This window comes from Aurantimonas sp. DM33-3 (assembly GCF_014334315.1).
Taxonomy (GTDB): domain Bacteria; phylum Pseudomonadota; class Alphaproteobacteria; order Rhizobiales; family Rhizobiaceae; genus Aurantimonas; species Aurantimonas coralicida.
Map to the genome: position 1 here is coordinate 75,679 of NZ_JACSGS010000014.1, position 18,634 is coordinate 94,312.

Genomic DNA, 18,634 nt, shown 5'->3' on the forward strand with positions numbered 1-18,634 from the left:
GACCATTTAGTGCGCTATCATGCGAACGCGCGCTGCGGAAGCCGTCAAAAGACGCTGGCGCCTGCGTCAGCCGTGCCCACTGCCGCCCGGAAGGTGGCGAACAATTCCCGGCCCATGCCGAATTCGTTGCCGCTGAGATCGGGGTCGGCGAGGGGGCGCGCCGCCAGTTCGTCGGCGTCCACGAGGATTTCCAGCGTGCCGCCATCGGCATCAAGGCGCACCATGTCGCCATCGACCAGCCTGGCGATCATCCCGCCGGCTTTGGCTTCCGGGGTGACGTGGATCGCCGCCGGCACCTTGCCGCTGGCGCCCGACATCCGCCCGTCGGTGACCAGCGCCACCTTGTGGCCGCGGTCGAGGAGAACGCCGAGCAGTGGCGTCAGCTTGTGCAGCTCCGGCATGCCGTTGGATTTGGGGCCCTGGAAGCGGACCACGGCGACGAAGTCGCGATTGAGTTCGCCGGAATCGAAGGCGGCCTTCATGTCGTTCTGGTCGTGGAAGATCTTCGCCGGCGCCTCGACGATGCGGCGCTCGGGCCGAACGGCGGAAACCTTGATGACGGCCTTACCGAGATTGCCCTTGAGCATGCGCAGGCCGCCATTGGACGAGAAGGGCTGGTCGGCGGTGGTCAGCACCTTGGGATCGCCGCTGTGGGCGGGGGCGGCTTCGCGCAGCACGGTCTCGCCGTCCGGCGCGAGGCGCGCCTCGACCGTATAGGCGCGCAGGCCATGGCCCCATGCGGTCCGCACGTCCTCGTGCAGCAGGCCGCAATCGAGCAGCTCGCGGATCAGGAAGCCCATGCCGCCGGCTGCCTGGAAATGGTTCACGTCGGCGAGGCCGTTCGGATAGACGCGGGCAAGCAGCGGCGTGATGTCCGACAGGTCGGAAATGTCCTGCCAGGTCAGCCTGATGCCGGCGGCCGCGGCCATCGCCACCAGATGCATGGTGTGATTGGTCGAACCGCCCGTGGCGTGCAGCCCGACGACGCCGTTGACGACAGCGCGCTCGTCCACCACCAGGCCGGCCGGCGTGTATTCGTTGCCCAGCGCGGTGATCGACAGGGCGCGCTTGGCCGCTTCCCGCGTCAGCGCATCGCGCAGCGGCGTGTTCGGATTGACGAAGGACGAGCCCGGCGTGTGCAGGCCCATGATCTCCATCAGCATCTGGTTGGAATTGGCGGTGCCGTAGAAGGTGCAGGTGCCGGGGCCGTGATAGGACTGGGACTCGGCGGCGAGCAGTTCCTCGCGCCCGACCTTGCCCTCGGCATAGAGCTGCCGGATGCGGCTCTTCTCGTCATTGGGCAGGCCCGAGGTCATCGGCCCGGCCGGCACGAAGATCGCCGGCAGATGGCCGAAGGTCAAAGCGGCGATGGTCAGGCCCGGCACGATCTTGTCGCAGACGCCCAGATAGACGGCGGCGTCGAACATGTCGTGGGACAGGCCGACGGCGGTCGCCATGGCGATCACGTCGCGCGAGAACAGTGACAGCTCCATGCCGGCCTGGCCCTGGGTGACGCCGTCGCACATGGCCGGAACGCCCGACGCCACCTGCGCGGTGCCGCCCATGGCCCGGGCCGCCTCGCGGATCAGTTCGGGATAGCGCTCGAAGGGCTGGTGGGCCGAGAGCATGTCATTGTAGGCGGTGATGATGCCGAGATTGGGCGTCTGGTCGCCCGACAGGCGGGACTTGTCCAGCGGGCCGCAGGCGGCGAAGCCATGGGCGAGGTTGCCGCAGGTCAGGGTCGAGCGCTTCGGTCCCTCGGCGCCCTTGGCCATGATGCGCGCCACATAGGGTTCGCGCGTCGGCGCGGAACGCTCCCGGATGCGGTCGGTGATCTCTGCAATGCGCGGATCGACGGTCATGGGATTGACCTCCTGGACGGTGAAAGGGGCGTCAGGGACACCAGAAGACGTTGGCGGGGTCCTTGCGCGGTGCTTCGAGGACCGCCCGGATCGGCAGTTCCTCGACGGGGCCACCGGCCAATGCCTTTTCGTAGACGGCGAGCTTTTCCTCGCCTTCGATGTGGATCGCCAGGAGCCGCGCTTCCACCAGCATCGGCAGGGTCAGGGTGACGCGGGGCTCGCCGGCCCCGGGCGCCCGCATGGCGACGACCGGCTCGGTGGTCTGCGGGTCGATGGCGGCATCGAGATTGTCGCCGCCCGGGAAGAAGGAGGCGGTATGGCCGTCCGTGCCCATGCCGAGCACGGCGGCGTCGAGCGGACGGGCCAGCCGCCGGAAGCGCTCGGCGAGATCCTCGCGCGCATCCTCGGGCGTTTCGGCGTCGAGATAGAAGGGGATGAAATGCGCCGCCGCGGCGCGGTTCTTCAGGAGCTTGTCGGCGACCAGCGCGGCGTTCGAGCGATCGCTCGACGCCGGCACCCAGCGTTCGTCCACCAGCAGCACGTTCACATTCGGCCAGTCGATCTCGGCCTGCGACAGACGCTCGAAGAAGCGCTTCGGCGTCGAGCCCCCGGAGACCGCCAGGGTCGCCGTGCCGCGGGTGGCGATGGCGCCGGCGAGGACGGCGGCCACGCCGACCGCGAGGGCCTCGGCCAAAGCGTCGCCATCGCGGTAGCGGTGCAGGACGGGGGCTGTGTTCATTCCGGATCGCCTCAGTCGGGTTCGTGCCAGGTGCGGCCGTCGCGCTCGATCAGCGCCACGCCGGAGGAGGGGCCCCAGGTGCCGGCCGTGTAGCCCTGCGGCTTCATGGATTTCTCGGCCCAGGCCTGCGGGATCGGGTCGATCCAGTTCCAGGCCGCCTCGACCTCGTCGCGGCGCATGAACAGGGTCTGGTTGCCGCGGATGACGTCCATCAGCAGCCGCTCATAGGCGTCCGGGTTCCGCACCCGGAAGGATTCGGCAAAGCTCATGTCCAGCGGGACGTGGCGCAGGCGCATGCCACCGGGACCGGGGTCCTTGATCATCACCCACTGCTTGACGCCCTCATTGGGCTGCAGCCGCATGACCAGCTGGTTCTGCTGGATGCTGCCCGAAAGGCCGGCGAAAATCGAATGCGGGATCGGCCGGAAGGTGACGACGATCTCCGACATGCGCTCGGACAGGCGCTTGCCGGTCCGCAGATAGAAGGGCACGCCGGCCCAGCGCCAGTTGCCGATCTCGGCCTTGATGGCGACGAAGGTCTCGGTGTCGCTCTGGGCCTCGCCGAGATCGTCGAGATAGCTGCGCACGGCCGCGCCATCGGAGGCGCCGGCCTTGTACTGGCCGCGCACGGTGCGGCTCTCGACATTTGAGGCATCGATCGGGGTGAGGGCGCGCAGCACCTTCAGCTTCTCGTCGCGCAGGGCGTCGGCGTCCAGCGTCGGGGGCGGTTCGAGGGCGACCAGGCACATCAGCTGCAGGATGTGGTTCTGCACCATGTCGCGCAGCGCGCCGGCCTTGTCGTAATAGCCGGCACGGCCTTCCAGCCCGACCGATTCCGCCACGGTGATCTGGACGTGGTCGATATGGGCGGAGTTCCAGATCGGCTCGTACAGCGCATTGGCGAAGCGCAGCGCCATCAGGTTCTGCACCGTCTCCTTGCCGAGATAATGGTCGATGCGGAAGACCTGGTCCTCGGTGAAGTAGCGACCGATGATGTCGTTCAGTTCGCGGGCCGATTCCAGGTCGCGGCCGACGGGCTTCTCGACGACGAGACGCGTGTTGGCGTGGACCAGGCCCTTCTCGCCGATGCGGCAGGCGAGATCGGCGAACAGCGCCGGGCCGACCGCCAGGTAGAAAGCGCGCACGCGCGTGCCGTTGCCATCCTCGGCGCCTTCCAGAAGCGCCTTCAGCTCGTCCCAGCCCTCGTCGGCGCGCGCATCCACCTGCCGGTAGTGCAGGCGCGAGACGAAGCGTTCGACGGACGTCGTGTGAGTGTCCTCGGGCTTGACGTGCTTGGCGATCGCCTCGCGGGCGAAGGCCCGGTACTCCTCGTCGGAAATATGGGTGCGCGAGGCGCCGATGATCCGCGAATCCTGCGGCATCTGCCCGTCATGGTCGCGATGGTAGAGCGCCGGCAGCAGCTTGCGTTCGGCAAGGTCGCCATTGCCGCCGAACACGACATAGTCGAACGGGTCGACGGGAATGATCTGGCTGGACATGTATCGTCCCTCTGCAAGACAATGAGCGGGGGAAGCCGTTCCGTCCGCTGTGTAATCTAATCGATTGAATTATTCCATAGCCGCGGTGGGCCGGCGAAGATCATTCGCGCCGGGCGCTCAGGCCGCGGCCTCGCGCCTGGCAAAGGCCCGTGTGACCGCCTCCAGCATGCGAACGTCGTCATAGGGCTTGTTGATCGCTTCGCTGGCGCCGGCTTCCGGCGGAAGATCGAGATTCTCGCCGTAGCCGGTGACAAAGATGTAGGGCACGCTCCGCGCATTCAGCGGCGCGATCAGCGCAAAACTGGTCTCCGAACCGAGATTGACGTCGAGCAGCGCGACATCGATCGTCTCGGCCTCGATCAGCCGCAGCGCCTCGGCGACATTCGCGGCGGTCAGGATCCGCGCCATGCCGTTGTCGAGCAGCAATTGCTCGGCATCGAGCGCGATGATCATGTTGTCCTCGACGATCAGCCCCGTGCGGCCCTTGAGAATGTCGAGATCTGGCATCGTGTCGTCTGCTCCTGGGGCCGTCATGGTGCGTCGGTTGGGCTGCCTGCCTGCCGGCTGCGGGCGAAGGGTCCCGCCGCGCACGATCCGAATATGTCGCGCGAGCCGGGTTTTAGAAGCGGTCGCGCAGGGAAAACCAGGTCATTGCGAGGAAAAGCAGCGGCGCGCGCAGTCGCCGGCCGCCCGGAAAGGCGGGAATGCGCAGCGCCTCGAAGTCGGCGAGGCGGTCGCGATTGCCGTTGACGCGCTCGGCATAGAGGCGGCCGGCGAAGTTCGCGAGCATGACGCCATGTCCCGAAAACCCGCCGATGGTGGTGATCCCCGGCGCCAGGCTGCGCACATAGGGCAGGCGCTCCATGGTGATGCCGACCGAGCCGCCCCAGGCGTGGCTGAGGCGCACATCGGCCAGATGCGGATAGACTTCGGCGATCTGCTTGCGGATGTGCCGGCCGATGTCACCGGTGGCGGAGGTGTAGGCCTCGCGGCCGCCGAAGAGCAGGCGGCCGTCGCCGCTCTTGCGGAAATAGCGCACGACGAAACGGGAATCGTCGCAGGATTCGCCGCCGGGCAGCACCGCGTCGGGGTCGGCAAGCGGCTCGGTCGCGCCGATGAAGGAGCCGATCGGCATGACATGGGCGTCGACCTGCGGGTCGAGGCCCCCGCCATAGGCATTGGTGGCGATCAGGACGCGCTCGGCGCTGACCTCGCCGTGGGCGGTGACGGCGACGATCCGGCCATCGCGCCGGTCGAGCCGCTCGACATGGCTGTTCTCGAAGAGCTGCGCCCCGGCTTCCGCCGCGACCCGGGCGCTGCCGACGACCAGCTTCATCGGGTTGATATGGCCGGTGCCGGTGTCGCGAATGCCGCCGAAATAGCGGCGCGAGCCGAGCCGGTCGGCGGTCTCGTCGGCATCCATGAAGCTGACATGGGGATAGGCGTAGCGGGTCGTCAGGTCCTCGACCTGGGCGCGGTAATCCTTCAGGTAACGGCGCTTGTGGACGACCGAAAGCTGGCCTTCGCGGTAGTCGGCGTCGATGCCGTTGGCGGTGATGAACTCGGTCAGATGGGCCTTGGCCTCTTCGGCGAGATCGAACAGGGCCTTCGACCGCTCGAAACCGTAGGCTGCCTCGATCTCCATCGGCCAGAGCCGCTGGCCGGTGCCCATCTGTCCGCCATTGCGGCCCGAGGCGCCATCGCCGAAGCGATGCGCCTCCAGTACCGCCACGTCGACGCCGGTCCGGGCGAGATGCAGCGCCGCCGACAGGCCGGTGAAGCCGCCGCCGACGACCAGCACATCCGCCTTGCGGCTGCCGTCCAGAGCCGGATAGGTCGGCCGCTCGATACTGTCCTCGTACCAGGACCGGCCGGGGGCGATGGGAGACTGATAGGCGGACAAGGCTCAGACCTGCAGGAGCAGGAACTCGCGTTCCCAGGGACTGATCACCTGCATGAAGGTCTCGTGCTCGCCGCGCTTGATGCCGGCATAGGTGCCGACGAATTCCGGGCTGAAGACGGTGTCGAAATCCTTCTCGGCCTCGAAGATCGCCAGGGCTTCCAGGAGCCCGCGGGGCAGCGAGATGACGCCGTCCTCGTTGACGGTCCGGTCGGTCGGACCCTCGGGCGTGAGGTTGTTGACCATGCCCAGATAGCCGCAGGCGAGTGAGGCCGCGATGGCGAGATAGGGATTGGTGTCGGAAGAGGGCAGGCGGTTCTCGACGCGGCGGCCGGCAGCGTCCGAGGTCGGCACCCGGAAGGCGGTGGTGCGGTTGTCGTAGCCCCAGGCCGTGTTGGTCGGCGCGGCCATGCCGTAGGTCAGGCGGCGATAGGAGTTCACATAGGGCGCCATCATGATCAGCGCCGCCGGCACGTAGCGCTGCATGCCGCCGAGAAAGGCGAAGAACAGGTCGGAGGCCGAGCCGTCCTCGTTGGAGAAGACGTTGCGGCCGGTTTCCTTGTCGATCACCGACTGGTGGATGTGCATGGCCGAGCCTGGCTGCCCCTGAATGGGCTTGGCCATGAAGGTGGCGTAGATGTCCTGGCCGAGCGCCGCCTCGCGGATGGTGCGCTTGAACATGAAGACCTGGTCGGCGAGCTCCAGCGGGTCGCCATGGCGCAGATTGATCTCGAGTTGGGCGGCGCCCTCCTCGTGGATCAGCGTGTCGATCTCCAGCCCCTGCGCGTCGGAATAGTCGTAGATGTCGTCGATCAACTCGTCGAATTCGTTGACGCCGCCGATGGAATAGGACTGGCCCGACTGGATCTGCCGGCCTGAGCGGCCGATCGGCGGCACCAGCGGATAGTCCGGATCGACATTCTTGGAGACGAGGTAGAATTCGATCTCCGGTGCGACGACCGGCTTCCAGCCCCTGGCGTCATAGAGCGCCATCACGCGCTTCAGGACGTTGCGCGGCGTGTAGCCGACGGCGACGCCGTTCTGGTCGACGAGGTCGCAGATCACCTGGGCGGTCGGGTCGCTTTCCCATGGCACCCGGCACAGGGTGGAGAGGTCCGGCACGAGCTTGAGGTCGCCGTCGCCGGGCGAATAGCGGAACTCGCCGCTCTCCTCGGGATACTCGCCGGAGATCGTGTGCATGAACAGCGCCGAGGGCAGTGCCAGCGAGGTGTTGGCGGTGAATTTCTTGGCCGGCATCATCTTGCCGCGGGCCACACCCGCCAGGTCCGGGGTGATGCATTCCAGATCGTCGATGCCGCGCGCGGCGAGCCAGCCCGAGGCCTCGTGCATGGAGGCGACGCCGCGCTTGGACTCGAGATGGGCGCCGTCATTCGCCGGTACCTTGACCGGGGCGGGATCGCGCTTGGCGTTCGGCGCGCCCTTCACGGCGCTGGCCTCGTTGCCGCCGACGCGGCCGGTCTTGCGGCCGTAATCGATCCGTGCGGGTCCGCTCGGACGCGGCGATTTCGGAGGTTTCGTGCTGGTCATGCCATCCTGCGGGGAAGCGCCTCTCGGGCGGATTGGGCCGGAGTGTAGCCCGCCGGACGGGGGTGAGGGAAGGCGGGGCCCGCGCGGGGATGCCCGCTGCGGCGATGATCAGCCCCGCATCCCCGACGCAAAGCGCCCGCTCCCAGGCTGTGCAGGGAACGGGCGCCGCTTGGGTGATTTCGGAAGGCACCTTTCTGTGGGCGCCCGCCGGGCGCTCAGCCCCCGGTCTTGACCACGACCGGGATCAGCAGATCGCCCCAATTGCCGTTGCCGGAATGGTGGCGGGCGGAGCGCACGAGCTCGACGGAGACGCCGGCCTCGACCGCCTTCATCACGGATTGGTTCAGCCGGTGAAGGTCGTTGGCCAGCATGCGGATCGCGGCCTGCTGGGCCTCGTCCATGGAAGAGGACTGCTCCTCGGCCCGCTCCTTGACGCGGGTGCGGGGGCGGCTTTCGTCGATAGCGACTGCACTCATCGTCTGTCTCCTTGGTTGATCGTCATGTCGGTGTCGTGGGGTCCCGGAACGCCGCTCGGGGGAGCGTTCCGGGGGAGCGGGAGACTGGGGGCCGCGGAAGCGGGAAGAGAAACTCCCGCGCGTGTCCCGCTCCGTTTGCGCAAGGGGCCGGAGGTTGGCCAACCGACTTGCGCGAGGGGTTACTCGGCTGCCACGCTGAGATGCTGGTCCTTCTTGAACTGCGCGCTCTCGGTGGATTCGCCCATGGCGGTCGTCGAGGACTGGCCGCCGGTGATGGCCATGGAGACGGCATCGAAATAGCCGGTGCCGACCTCGCGCTGGTGCTTCGTCGCCGTGTAGCCGTCGGCCTCGGAGGCGAACTCGGCTTCCTGCAGCTCCGAATAGGCGGCCATCTGCCGATCCTTGTAGCCGCGGGCCAGTTCGAACATGCCGTGGTTCAGCTGGTGGAAGCCGGCCAGGGTGATGAACTGGAACTTGTAGCCCATGGCTCCCAGCTCGCGCTGGAACTTGGCGATGGTCGCGTCGTCGAGGTTCTTCTTCCAGTTGAAGGACGGCGAGCAATTGTAGGCGAGAAGCTGGTTCGGATGCTCCTTCCTCACCGCCTCGGCGAAGCGCCGGGCCTGTTCGAGGTCGGGCTTGGAGGTCTCGCACCAGATCAGGTCCGAATAGGGCGCGCAGGCGATCGCCCGGGCGATGCAGGGCTCGAGGCCGTTCTTGACCCGGTAGAAGCCTTCCGGCGTGCGGCCGCCGTCATAATCGACATAGGGCTGGTCGCGCTCGTCGATGTCCGAGGTGATCAGCTTGGCCGCCTCGGCGTCGGTGCGGCAGATCACCAGCGAGGGCACGCCCATCACGTCGGCCGCCAGCCGCGCCGCGGTGAGGTTGCGGATATGCGCCTGGGTGGGGATCAGCACCTTGCCGCCCAGATGGCCGCACTTCTTCTCGGACGCGAGCTGGTCCTCGAAATGCACGCCCGCGGCGCCGGCCTCGATGAAGGCCTTCATGATCTCGAAGGCGTTGAGCGGGCCGCCGAAGCCGGCCTCTGCGTCGGCGACGATCGGGGCGAACCAGGTGTCGACGGACTTCGCGCCTTCGGCATGCTCGATCTGGTCGGCGCGCTGCAGGGTGCGGTTGATGCGGCGGCAGAGCTCGGGCGCGGCATTGGCCGGATAGAGCGACTGGTCCGGATACATCGACGAGGCGGTGTTGGAATCGGCGGCGACCTGCCAGCCGGAGAGGTAGATCGCCTTCAGGCCGGCGCGGACCTGCTGCATGGCCTGGTTGCCGGTCATCGCGCCCAGCGAATTGACGAAGTCTTCCGAGTGGACCAGCTCCCAGAGCCGGTTGGCGCCGTTTTCGGCCAGCGTGTAGCGGATCTGGACCGAACCGCGCAGGCGCTGGACGTCCTCGGGCGTGTAGTTGCGCTCGACATTGTCGAAGCGGCCTTCGGGGGCAGACGGGACGAGATTGTAAAAATCGGTCATGGTGGTCGATCCTCTCCTGAATTCCGGCCGCCGATGCGACTGTGACAAGCGACTGGCAGCGCCTGGGGAGAGACATGACATTGCCGATATGTGCTGAGAAGCGCCGGGCGGTCGGATCGCAGGCTTATTCGGGTCGTCTTGTCAGGACCTTCACAGACTGCGATTGTCACGATGTAAAAATTGTCATAGGCCGGGATGGCGCATTGCGGTCGCCCGCGGCCGTCGGCGCAGGGCGCTCAAAGCCGTTGCTGTGGCGTCACAGGGGTATGGATTTTCGTGAAAGACATGATCCACCAACACAATATCGCCTTGGATTCCATCAATCGAAACCTTTCCCGGTCATGCTGCCAATTGTCGGCGGACGACCGGTCGAGATTTGGAGCGGACGATGAGTGCGGTGCGTGTGGTTTTGCGTCTTCTGGGCCTGAGCAACGCTTTGGCGGCCTACCATCCCGAGCGTCACTACATGCGCGGACCGGGCCCTGCCTGCCTGCGTCGCATGCAGGGCGGCGGCACGCATCTGGGCGCCTGAACGGCCGTTTCGCACGGAGTGGCCGGCGCACCCGGTCGCACCCCTTCCACTCCCTTACCCCTGACGATTCCTTGGCCCCTGACGATCCAGCGCGCTCTTTCTTCCCGCGAGGCGCCTGATGGCCGAGAACAAGATCTTCGCCGGGCCGCGCATTCGCCGCATCCGCAACGGTCTCGGCCTGACCCAGACCGCGATGGCCGAGGAACTCGGCATCTCGCCGTCCTATCTGAACCTCATCGAACGCAATCAGCGCCCGCTGACGGTGCAGCTCATCCTCAAGCTGTCGCAGACCTACGAGGTCGACATCGGCGATCTGCGGGGCGAGCAGCAGGGCTCCGTCGCCGAATTGCGCGGGGTCTTCTCCGACCCGCTGCTCGCTGGCGAACTTCCCGGTGAGCAGGAGCTTCTGGAGATCGCCGAAGCCGCGCCGAACGCGGCGGCCGGCGTGATCAAGCTCTATCGCGCCTATCGCGAGCAGCACGGGCGGCTCTCCGACCTGTCCGATCTCCTGGCGCGGGAGGGGCGCGGCACAGGTCTGGCCGGCGCGCGGCTGCCGATCGACGAGGTCCGCGAGGTGTTCGAGACCCGGCCGAACTATTTTGCTGCTTTGGAAACTGCCGCCGAGGCCCTGCACCAGACGCTGGCCGCCGGCGACGACCTGATGGGGGCGCTGAAGACCTGGCTGCGCAAGGAGCACGACATTTCCGTGCGGGTGCTGCCGGTGCAGACCATGCCGAACTGGCGTCGTCGCTTCGACCGGCACTCGCGCCGGCTGTTCCTGTCCGAGCGTCTCGCCCCGGCCGACCGGCTGCGCGAGGTAGCGCTGGAATCCTGCCTCCTGGCCTTCGGCGAGGTGGTCTCGGCGGAGGCCGCAACTTTCGCCTTTACCAGCGACGAGGCGCGGCGGCTGGCGCGGTTCGAGCTGCTGCGCTACGCCGCCCATGCGCTGATGATGCCCTATGCCGCCTTCCAGGCCGCCGCCGAGCGCTCGGCTTACGACATCGATGTCCTGCGCGGCCGCTTCCAGGTGTCCTTCGAGCAGGCCGCCAACCGGCTCACCATGCTGCAGCGCCAAGGCGCGCCGGGCGTGCCGTTCTTCCTGCTCGAGGTGGACAATGCCGGCAACCGGTTCCGACGGGCCGGCGCCCGCGGCTTTCCGGTGCAGCGCTTCGGCGGCGGGTGTCCCAAGCTGCCGATCCACGCGGCCTTCGCCCAGCCGGGGCAGATCCTGGTCGAGAGCGCCGAAATGCCCGACGGCGCCGAGTTCCTGCTCGTCGCTCGGACGCTGGAAGGGCTGCAGGCCGGCTTTGCCGAGCGTCCGCGGCGGACGGCCATCCTGATCGGCTGCGACATCGGCTACAAGGACGAGACGGTCTATGGCCGGCATCTGGGCACGAAGCCCGCCACGGTCGGCATCGGCCCGGCCTGCCGGCTGTGCGAGCGGCAGGCGTGCCTTGCCCGCGCCGAGCCGCCGCTGACCCGCCCGCTGGGGCTCGACGAAATGGTCACCGGCCTGTCGGCATTTGATTTCCAGTGAACAGGGGCCAGATGCAGCGCGACGCGCCCTTGCAGGTGTCAGCGTACCGTCACAATTAGCGGGCGAGCGCGGCGACCTGCGGCGAAGGCGGACATCGCCCGGCGGTGGCCGGCGGGAATGCGAACACAACGAAAGACAAGCCTGTGAGCCAGCAGAAGCAGAAGACCGAAGGTCTGGACGATACGATGACCCGCGACGGCTTCGTCGCACGCTCGGTACAGCGGCTCGTCGATGGCGCCGAGAAGCTCAATCTGAAGCATTCGGCCGTCGGCAATCCGCCGGTCTTCGAGACCGATGACTTTCCATGGGCGCGCGAGGTCGAGGCCGAGTGGAAGGCGATCCGCGCCGAACTGGACAATGTCCTGGTGCGCAAGGGCGAGTTGCCGGCGTTCCACGAGATCTCGTCGGAGGTGCGCTCGATCTCGTCGGACCAGAACTGGAAGACTTTCTTCCTGTGCGGCTACGGTATCAAGTCGGAGGAGGCGATCCGCCAGTGTCCCGAGACCTGGCGCATCCTGCAGAAGATCCCCGGCATGAAATCGGCGATGTTCTCGATCTTCGAGCCGGGCAAGCACCTGCCGCCGCATCGCGGTCCGTATAACGGCGTCCTGCGTTTCCATCTCGGCCTGCTGGTCCCCGACGAGCCGGACAAGATCGGCATCCGGGTCGCCGACCGCACCTGCCACTGGGAAGAGGGCAAGGCGCTGATCTTCGACGACGCCTATGAGCACGAGGCCTGGAACCATTCCGACAAGGTGCGGGTGGTGCTGTTCGTCGATTTCGAGAAGCCGCTGAAGCAGCCGGCCAAGACGACCAACAAGGCGGTCCTCAACATGGCAGTCTTCACGCCCTTCATCCGCGAGGGCTACAAGGCCCACAAGGCCTGGGAAAAGCTGTTCTACGGCGAAGGCACGAAGCACCGCTGACCAGCGACCGGCTGCGGGACAGGACGGCATGTAGATGACGGCGCGGAACGACACGGCCCGGTGGCGCCCCATGGCGCGCTCCGATCTGCGCGCCGCGATCGCGCTCGCCGACCGGGTCCACCCCGGATTGCCGGAGGAGGAGGCGGTGTTCACCGATCGCCTGAATCTCTGTCCGGCAGGTTGCCTCGTTCTCGCCGATCCGGCCGGCATCGTCTGCGGTTACACGCTCGCCCATCCCTGGACACAGGGCCCGCCACCCAAGCTGAACACGCTGCTTGGCACGCTGCCGACGCCGGCCGACCGGTTCTTCATCCACGACGTGGTGGTGGCGCCCGAAATGCGCGGGCAGGGCCTGGCTGCGCCGGGTGTCGAACTGCTGCTCGAACAGGCCGCGTCCTATCCGTCGGCGGCGCTGGTCTCGGTCTACGGCACGGTGCCCTTCTGGGCCCGCTTCGGCTTCGTCGATGCGTCGGACACGCTGCCGGCCGGGGCCCTTGCGGACTATGGCAGCGACGCGCGCTTCATGATCCGCCCACGCGAGAGATGAAGCGGCCCGGCAACACGCCGGAAGGGCGCGCAAGGGCTAGGAATTGGCGCGCCGATGTTCTTAACTTGGCGCCGACACCCGGCGGGGACGACGCCCGCTTCCGATACACATCTTATGGAGGTCCTGACCGAATGACACGACTGATCGCGATGCTGGGGGCTGCTGCCGCGACCCTTGCCATAGGCGCCGGAACGGCGACCGCTCAGGAAGAGAAGGTCGTCAATGTCTACAACTGGTCGGACTATATCGACGATTCCATCCTGGCGGACTTCACCGAGGAGACCGGGATCAAGGTCGTCTACGACGTCTATGATTCCAACGACATCCTCGACACCAAGCTGTTTGCCGGCGGCAGCGGCTACGACGTCGTCGTGCCGTCCTCCGAATATCTGGTCCGCCAGATCGAGGCCGGCCTGATCCAGAAGCTCGACAAGTCGAAGCTGAGCAATCTCGACAAGATGTGGGACGTGATCAGCGATCGCGTCGGCGAATATGGCGACGCCAACGACTATTCCGTCAACTACATGTGGGGCACCACCGGTATCGGCTACAACAAGAAGATGGTCGAGGAGCGGATCGACAATCCGCCGACCGATTCCTGGGACCTGATCTTCGATCCGCAATATGCCGAGAAGCTGGCCGATTGCGGAATCATGATGCTCGACGCACCGACCGAGGTGATGCCGGCGGCACTCAACCATCTCGGCCTTGATCCGAACTCGACCGATCCGGGCGAGATCGAGCAGGCCAAGGAGATGCTGCTGAAGGTGCGCCCGTTCGTGCGCAAGTTCCATTCGTCGGAATACATCAACGCACTGGCCAATGGCGACATCTGCGTCGGCTACGGCTATTCGGGCGACATCTTCCAGGCCCGCGACCGCGCGGCCGAAGCCGGGCAGGGCGTCGAGATCGCCTATTCGATCCCCAAGGAAGGCGCCCGCATGTGGTTCGACCAGCTGGCGATCCCGGCCGACGCGCCGCATCCGGAGAACGCCCACGCCTTCATCGACTACCTGATGCGCCCCGAGGTCATCGCCAAGGCGACCAATTACGTCGTCTATGCCAATGGCAACAAGGCCAGCCAGGAATTCGTCGATGACGCGATCATCAACGATCCGGCGGTGTATCCGAGCGACGATGTTCTCGCCAATCTTTACACCAAGGAAGCCTACGACGCCCGCACGCAGCGGCTCATCAACCGCGCCTTCACGACGGTCCAGACCGGTCAGTAAGGCGCTTCGCCCGACATGAGCGCACCCGCTTCCGGCCCTTGGCCGGGGGCGGGCCATCGCCATGATCACCGGGCGGTGCAACGGGTCGATTCACGGACGAGGTGGCGACGGTGCAGAAATCCCTCGGCAACATCCGTCGCAGCTTCGCGCCCTGGGCCGACGCGACGCAGTCGCCGGTTATCGAGTTCGATCGCGTCACCAAGCGCTTCGGCGAGTTCAAGGCTGTCGACGACCTGTCGCTCGGCATCTACCGGCGCGAGTTCCACGCGCTGCTCGGGCCCTCCGGCTGCGGCAAGTCCACCCTGTTGCGCATGCTCGGCGGCTTCGAAGAGCCAAGCGAGGGCGACGTGCGCCTCGACGGCCAGAGCCTGATCGGCATTCCGCCGCATCGCCGTCCGGTCAACATGATGTTCCAGAGCTACGCGCTGTTTCCCCATATGGACGTCGCCGGCAACATTGCCTTCGGCCTGAAGCAGGACGGGATGGCGAAGTCGGAGCGGGACGACCGCGTCGCCGAGATGCTGAAGCTGGTCAAGCTCGACGGCTTCGCCGCGCGCAAGCCGCAGCAATTGTCCGGCGGCCAGCAGCAGCGCGTGGCGCTCGCCCGCTCGCTGGCCAAGCGGCCGAAGGTACTGCTCCTCGACGAGCCGCTGGGCGCGCTCGACAAGAAGCTGCGCGAGGAGACCCAGTTCGAGCTGATGGATCTGCAGCAGGAAATGGGCCTGACCTTCCTGATCGTGACCCACGACCAGGAAGAGGCCATGACCATGGCCGACCGGATCTCCGTCATGGACCAGGGGCGCATCGTCCAGGTCGCCACCCCCGAGATCATCTACGAGGCGCCGGCCACGCGTTATGTGGCGGATTTCATCGGGTCGGTGAACATCCTCGGCGGAACGATCGAAAGCAGGGTCGGCGGCACGACCCGGATCGCCACCACCAGCGGCGTGATCATCGAGGCGGAGACGTCCGGCGATCTCGCCACCGGTGCCGAGGCGTTCTTCGCCATTCGGCCGGAGAAGATGCGGCTGTCGCGGCAGAAGCCGGCGGACGTGTCGATCAATGCGCTCCACGGCGAAATCTGGGACATCGCCTATCTCGGCGACATGACCCTGTTCAACGTCCGGCTGGAGAGCGGCGACATCGTGCGCGCCGCGACGCTCAATTCGGTCCGCGGGGCGTCCGAGCAGATCGGCTATGACGAGGCGGTCTGGCTGACCTTCGCGCCGGATTCCGGCATCGTCCTGGCCGGCTAGCCATGGCGGTGGAACCCCTGATCCCGGCCGACGCGCCACCGGAACCTGCACGGGACAAGCTGCGCAGCCGCGGCGCGCGGCTCTATCGCAGCCTCGTCGTCGGCGTACCCTTCGTCTGGCTGCTGGTGTTCTTCCTGGCGCCGTTCCTGATCGTCTTCAAGATCTCGCTGTCGCAGATCGCGCTGGCGCAGCCGCCCTATGTGCCGTCCTTCTCGCTGGAGAATTTGTCGACCTTCTGGGACAATCTCCAGCAGTTCACGATCGACAATTATGTCTGGCTGACGTCGGACCCGCTCTACATCAATTCCTATCTGTCGAGCCTGCAGATCGCCGGGATCGCCACGGCGATCACGCTGCTGATCGGTTATCCGCTGGCCTACGGCATCGCGCGGGCGCCGGGTGGCCTGCGGCCGGTGCTGATCCTTTTGACCATCCTGCCGTTCTGGACGAGCTTCCTGATCCGCGTCTATGCCTGGATCGGCATCCTGAAGACCGACGGGCTCCTCAACCAGTTCCTGATGTGGCTCGGCGTGATCTCCGATCCGCTGGTCATCATGAACACCAATATCGCCGTCTATATCGGCATCGTCTATTCCTACCTGCCCTTCATGGTGCTGCCGATCTACGCGTCGCTGGAGCGGATGGACTACCGCCTCATCGAGGCGGCCAACGATCTCGGCTGTCCGCCGGTCAAGGCGTTCTGGACGATCACCTTCCCGCTGTCGCGGCCGGGTGTGCTGGCCGGGATCATGCTGGTCTTCATTCCGGCAGTGGGCGAGTTCGTCATTCCCGATCTCCTCGGCGGCTCGCGCACGCTGATGATCGGCCGGACCCTGTGGAACGAGTTCTTCTCCAATCGCGACTGGCCGGTCTCCTCGGCGGTGGCGATCCTGCTCCTGATCGTGCTGGTACTACCGATCGTCTGGTTCCAGCGGGCACAGGCCAAGACAACGGGGAACGGCTGACGTGACGCGGAACTGGTCGCCCTTCAACATCGTCTCGGTCGTGTTCGGTTTCGCCTTCCTGTACCTGCCGATCCTTCTCCTGGTGATCTACTCCTTCAACGCCTCGCGGCTGGTCACGGTCTGGGCCGGTTTCTCGACCGTCTGGTACCGCGAATTGTGGAACGACCAGGCGCTGCTCGACGCGGCCTGGGTAACGCTGCGCGTGGCGCTGCTGTCGGCCAGCGTCGCGACGATCCTCGGCACGTTGGCGGCGACGACGCTGGTGCGCTTCTTCGATTTCCGCGGCCGGCTGCTCTTTGCCGGCATGGTCTATGCGCCGCTGGTCATGCCGGAGGTGATCACCGGCCTGTCGCTGCTGCTTCTGTTCGTGGCGATGGATTTCGACCGCGGCTTCTGGACCGTCACCATCGCCCACATCACCTTCTCGATGTGCTTCGTCGCGGTGGTCGTGCAGTCGCGGCTGATCAGCTTCGACCGCAGCCTCGAGGAGGCGGCGCAGGATCTCGGTTGCCCGCCATGGAAGACCTTCTTCCTGATCACCATGCCGGTGATCTGGCCGGCCGTCGCCGCCGGCTGGATGCTCGCCTTCACCCTGTCGCTGGACGACCTGGTCATCGCCAGCTTCACCTCGGGGCCGGGCGCGACAACGCTGCCGATGAAGATCTACAGCCAGGTGCGTCTGGGCGTGACGCCGAAGATCAACGCCGTCTGCACGCTGTTGATCGCCGTGGTCTCGGTCGGCGTCATCATCGCGGCGATCCTCAACAAGCGCCGCGAGGTGCAGAAGGCCCGTGACGCCCATCTGGCGGCGACCGCCGGCTGACCTGCCGGCGGTCCGGGCGGCGGTTAGACAGGCTCAGCGATTCGCGGATGCCGCGTCGGCGGTGGCGGCGGCCATGTTGGCGCCGGTGCAGTCGCAGGCTTCGCCATGCGCCGTGGTGATCGCGTCCATGGTGGCGGCGATGGCGGCGAGCATCGGGTCGTAACCGCCACGCGGCCGGTGGGCGAGATGGTCGAGCGCCTCGATATCGGCGAAGGCTTCGGTCAGGGCGCTGCGCACCAGCGCGTCGCCGATCTCCGCCGAGCGGCCGACGACCAGCGGCTGCAGCGTTTCCAGACGAGCCAGAACCGGGCGTTTCGCGCGCTCGCCGCCGATGGCGCCGGTGGTCGCCGGATCTGCCTTCGGCCGGGCGCCCGCAACCGGGTCTTCGGCCGTCTTGGCGAGGGCTGAAGGTGCGGCCAGGAAGCCGTTGGTCCGGGCAGTGTCGACCAGCATGTCGAGGACGGCCAGCCGGTCGGCATCGGTCTCAAGGGCCGGACCCGCGGTCTCGGCCATCGCCAGCGGCGGCAGCGCCGGGTCGAAATGCGGGCCGAAGGCGACGGTCTGCGCGGACCGTTCGAGGCCCTTGGACTGCCGCAGGTCGAAGACCAGCGGATGGCCGCGCAGCGGCGGCGCGAAGCGGGGCGTCGGCACCGGGCCCATGGCGACCAATGCGGCCCGGATGCTGTCCTGCGAGGCCGCGGTCTGGACGGCACGGTGACCGGCGGCCTTTGCCGGGCTGGTCGCGATGCGGTCCATGTAGCTCTTCAGCGTCTCGAGATAGGTGGCCACGCCGCTGCACAGATAGGGCGAGGGGCCCTGGCTCACATATTCGCCGAGATCGGTGACAATGCGATCGGCGATCCAGCGGTCGTTGGCGCTGCCGACCCAGCTGGCGCGGCCGCGGTTGCGGGCAATGCCGGCGGCTTCCGCCAGTGCCTTCGCCTCGGCCGAGCCACGCTTGGCGGAGGCGCGGAAGATCGGCCCGTCGGGAAGCGAATCGTCGCCCTTGAAGGCAATGGCGCGGGCCGGCTTGATCGCCGCGAAGGCGCCTGTCCGGATGGTCTGCAGGGCCGAATGATAGCGCGTCGCACAGTCCGGGCGGTCGCCCGCCCCGGCATCCGCGGCGGGCGCGGCATGGGCGGCCGCGGACAGCATCAGCGCGGCGGCGAGGGGCAGGAGCGGCCGCCAGCAGCGGGTTGCGGAAACGAGGATGAGCGGTGCGCGAAGCATGTCGGAGCGTCCGTTGCTGGCCGAGCGCGGACCCGCGGATCGCCGCCACCGGTGCCTCATACGCCTTGTCGGCGGACC

The 18,634-nt window shown here is 67.0% G+C and carries 17 protein-coding genes; 8 read left to right on the top strand and 9 right to left on the bottom strand.

The features are described from left to right. Positions 1-44 precede the first annotated feature (44 nt). From edd to aceA, 8 genes are all read right to left on the bottom strand, one after another. Complete coding sequence (gene edd / locus H9Q09_RS17235) at positions 45-1,862, bottom strand: phosphogluconate dehydratase (protein WP_187392053.1); 1,818 nt, start codon at positions 1,860-1,862, stop codon at positions 45-47. A gap of 31 nt (positions 1,863-1,893) precedes the next feature. Continuing rightward, the gene (pgl, locus tag H9Q09_RS17240) at positions 1,894-2,601 is read right to left on the bottom strand and encodes a 6-phosphogluconolactonase (protein WP_187392054.1); all 708 of its coding nucleotides are present in this window, start codon (positions 2,599-2,601) and stop codon (positions 1,894-1,896) included. An 11-nt stretch (positions 2,602-2,612) separates the two neighbouring features. Next, the gene (gene zwf / locus H9Q09_RS17245; RefSeq protein ID WP_024349319.1) at positions 2,613-4,100 is read right to left on the bottom strand and encodes a glucose-6-phosphate dehydrogenase; all 1,488 of its coding nucleotides are present in this window, start codon (positions 4,098-4,100) and stop codon (positions 2,613-2,615) included. Positions 4,101-4,217: 117 nt separating this feature from the next. Next, the gene (locus H9Q09_RS17250; protein WP_024349318.1) at positions 4,218-4,607 is read right to left on the bottom strand and encodes a response regulator; all 390 of its coding nucleotides are present in this window, start codon (positions 4,605-4,607) and stop codon (positions 4,218-4,220) included. A 112-nt stretch (positions 4,608-4,719) separates the two neighbouring features. Next, complete coding sequence (locus tag H9Q09_RS17255; RefSeq protein WP_187392055.1) at positions 4,720-6,003, bottom strand: FAD-binding oxidoreductase; 1,284 nt, start codon at positions 6,001-6,003, stop codon at positions 4,720-4,722. Positions 6,004-6,006: 3 nt separating this feature from the next. Next, complete coding sequence (locus tag H9Q09_RS17260; RefSeq protein ID WP_187392056.1) at positions 6,007-7,548, bottom strand: glutamine synthetase family protein; 1,542 nt, start codon at positions 7,546-7,548, stop codon at positions 6,007-6,009. Positions 7,549-7,763: 215 nt separating this feature from the next. Further along, positions 7,764-8,024, bottom strand: coding sequence for a hypothetical protein (locus tag H9Q09_RS17265; RefSeq protein WP_024349315.1), 261 nt, complete (start codon positions 8,022-8,024; stop codon positions 7,764-7,766). Positions 8,025-8,203: 179 nt separating this feature from the next. Beyond that, the gene (aceA, locus tag H9Q09_RS17270) at positions 8,204-9,508 is read right to left on the bottom strand and encodes an isocitrate lyase (protein ID WP_187392057.1); all 1,305 of its coding nucleotides are present in this window, start codon (positions 9,506-9,508) and stop codon (positions 8,204-8,206) included. A 388-nt stretch (positions 9,509-9,896) separates the two neighbouring features. On the opposite strand from aceA, the gene H9Q09_RS17275 reads away from it, so the two are divergent. The 8 genes from H9Q09_RS17275 (at position 9,897) to H9Q09_RS17310 (ending at position 17,326) form a co-directional block, all read left to right on the top strand. Continuing rightward, positions 9,897-10,040: a hypothetical protein gene (locus H9Q09_RS17275; RefSeq protein WP_154653355.1), complete on the top strand. Its 144-nt coding sequence runs from the start codon at positions 9,897-9,899 to the stop codon at positions 10,038-10,040. A 118-nt stretch (positions 10,041-10,158) separates the two neighbouring features. Next, a complete protein-coding gene (locus H9Q09_RS17280; protein ID WP_187392058.1) occupies positions 10,159-11,577 on the top strand; it encodes a helix-turn-helix transcriptional regulator in 1,419 nt (472 codons plus the stop codon). A 143-nt stretch (positions 11,578-11,720) separates the two neighbouring features. Further along, positions 11,721-12,503 carry an aspartyl/asparaginyl beta-hydroxylase domain-containing protein gene (locus H9Q09_RS17285; protein ID WP_024349312.1) on the top strand — a complete coding sequence of 261 codons (783 nt, stop codon included), beginning with the start codon at positions 11,721-11,723 and terminating at the stop codon, positions 12,501-12,503. A gap of 34 nt (positions 12,504-12,537) precedes the next feature. Beyond that, positions 12,538-13,050 carry a GNAT family N-acetyltransferase gene (locus tag H9Q09_RS17290; RefSeq protein ID WP_187392059.1) on the top strand — a complete coding sequence of 171 codons (513 nt, stop codon included), beginning with the start codon at positions 12,538-12,540 and terminating at the stop codon, positions 13,048-13,050. A 149-nt stretch (positions 13,051-13,199) separates the two neighbouring features. Continuing rightward, the gene (locus tag H9Q09_RS17295) at positions 13,200-14,282 is read left to right on the top strand and encodes a polyamine ABC transporter substrate-binding protein (RefSeq protein WP_246716211.1); all 1,083 of its coding nucleotides are present in this window, start codon (positions 13,200-13,202) and stop codon (positions 14,280-14,282) included. 110 nt (positions 14,283-14,392) lie between these two features. Beyond that, on the top strand, positions 14,393-15,538 hold the full coding sequence (locus tag H9Q09_RS17300; RefSeq protein ID WP_187392061.1) for an ABC transporter ATP-binding protein: 1,146 nt from the start codon (positions 14,393-14,395) through the stop codon (positions 15,536-15,538). A 2-nt stretch (positions 15,539-15,540) separates the two neighbouring features. Beyond that, the gene (locus tag H9Q09_RS17305) at positions 15,541-16,503 is read left to right on the top strand and encodes an ABC transporter permease subunit (RefSeq protein ID WP_155898374.1); all 963 of its coding nucleotides are present in this window, start codon (positions 15,541-15,543) and stop codon (positions 16,501-16,503) included. A 1-nt stretch (position 16,504) separates the two neighbouring features. Continuing rightward, positions 16,505-17,326 (top strand): ABC transporter permease subunit, encoded by an 822-nt coding sequence (locus tag H9Q09_RS17310; protein ID WP_024349307.1) that lies wholly within the window; start codon positions 16,505-16,507, stop codon positions 17,324-17,326. A gap of 33 nt (positions 17,327-17,359) precedes the next feature. On the opposite strand, the gene H9Q09_RS17315 is transcribed toward H9Q09_RS17310, so the two are convergent. Beyond that, the gene (locus H9Q09_RS17315; RefSeq protein WP_187392062.1) at positions 17,360-18,556 is read right to left on the bottom strand and encodes a hypothetical protein; all 1,197 of its coding nucleotides are present in this window, start codon (positions 18,554-18,556) and stop codon (positions 17,360-17,362) included. Between the last annotated feature and the right edge of the window lie 78 nt (positions 18,557-18,634).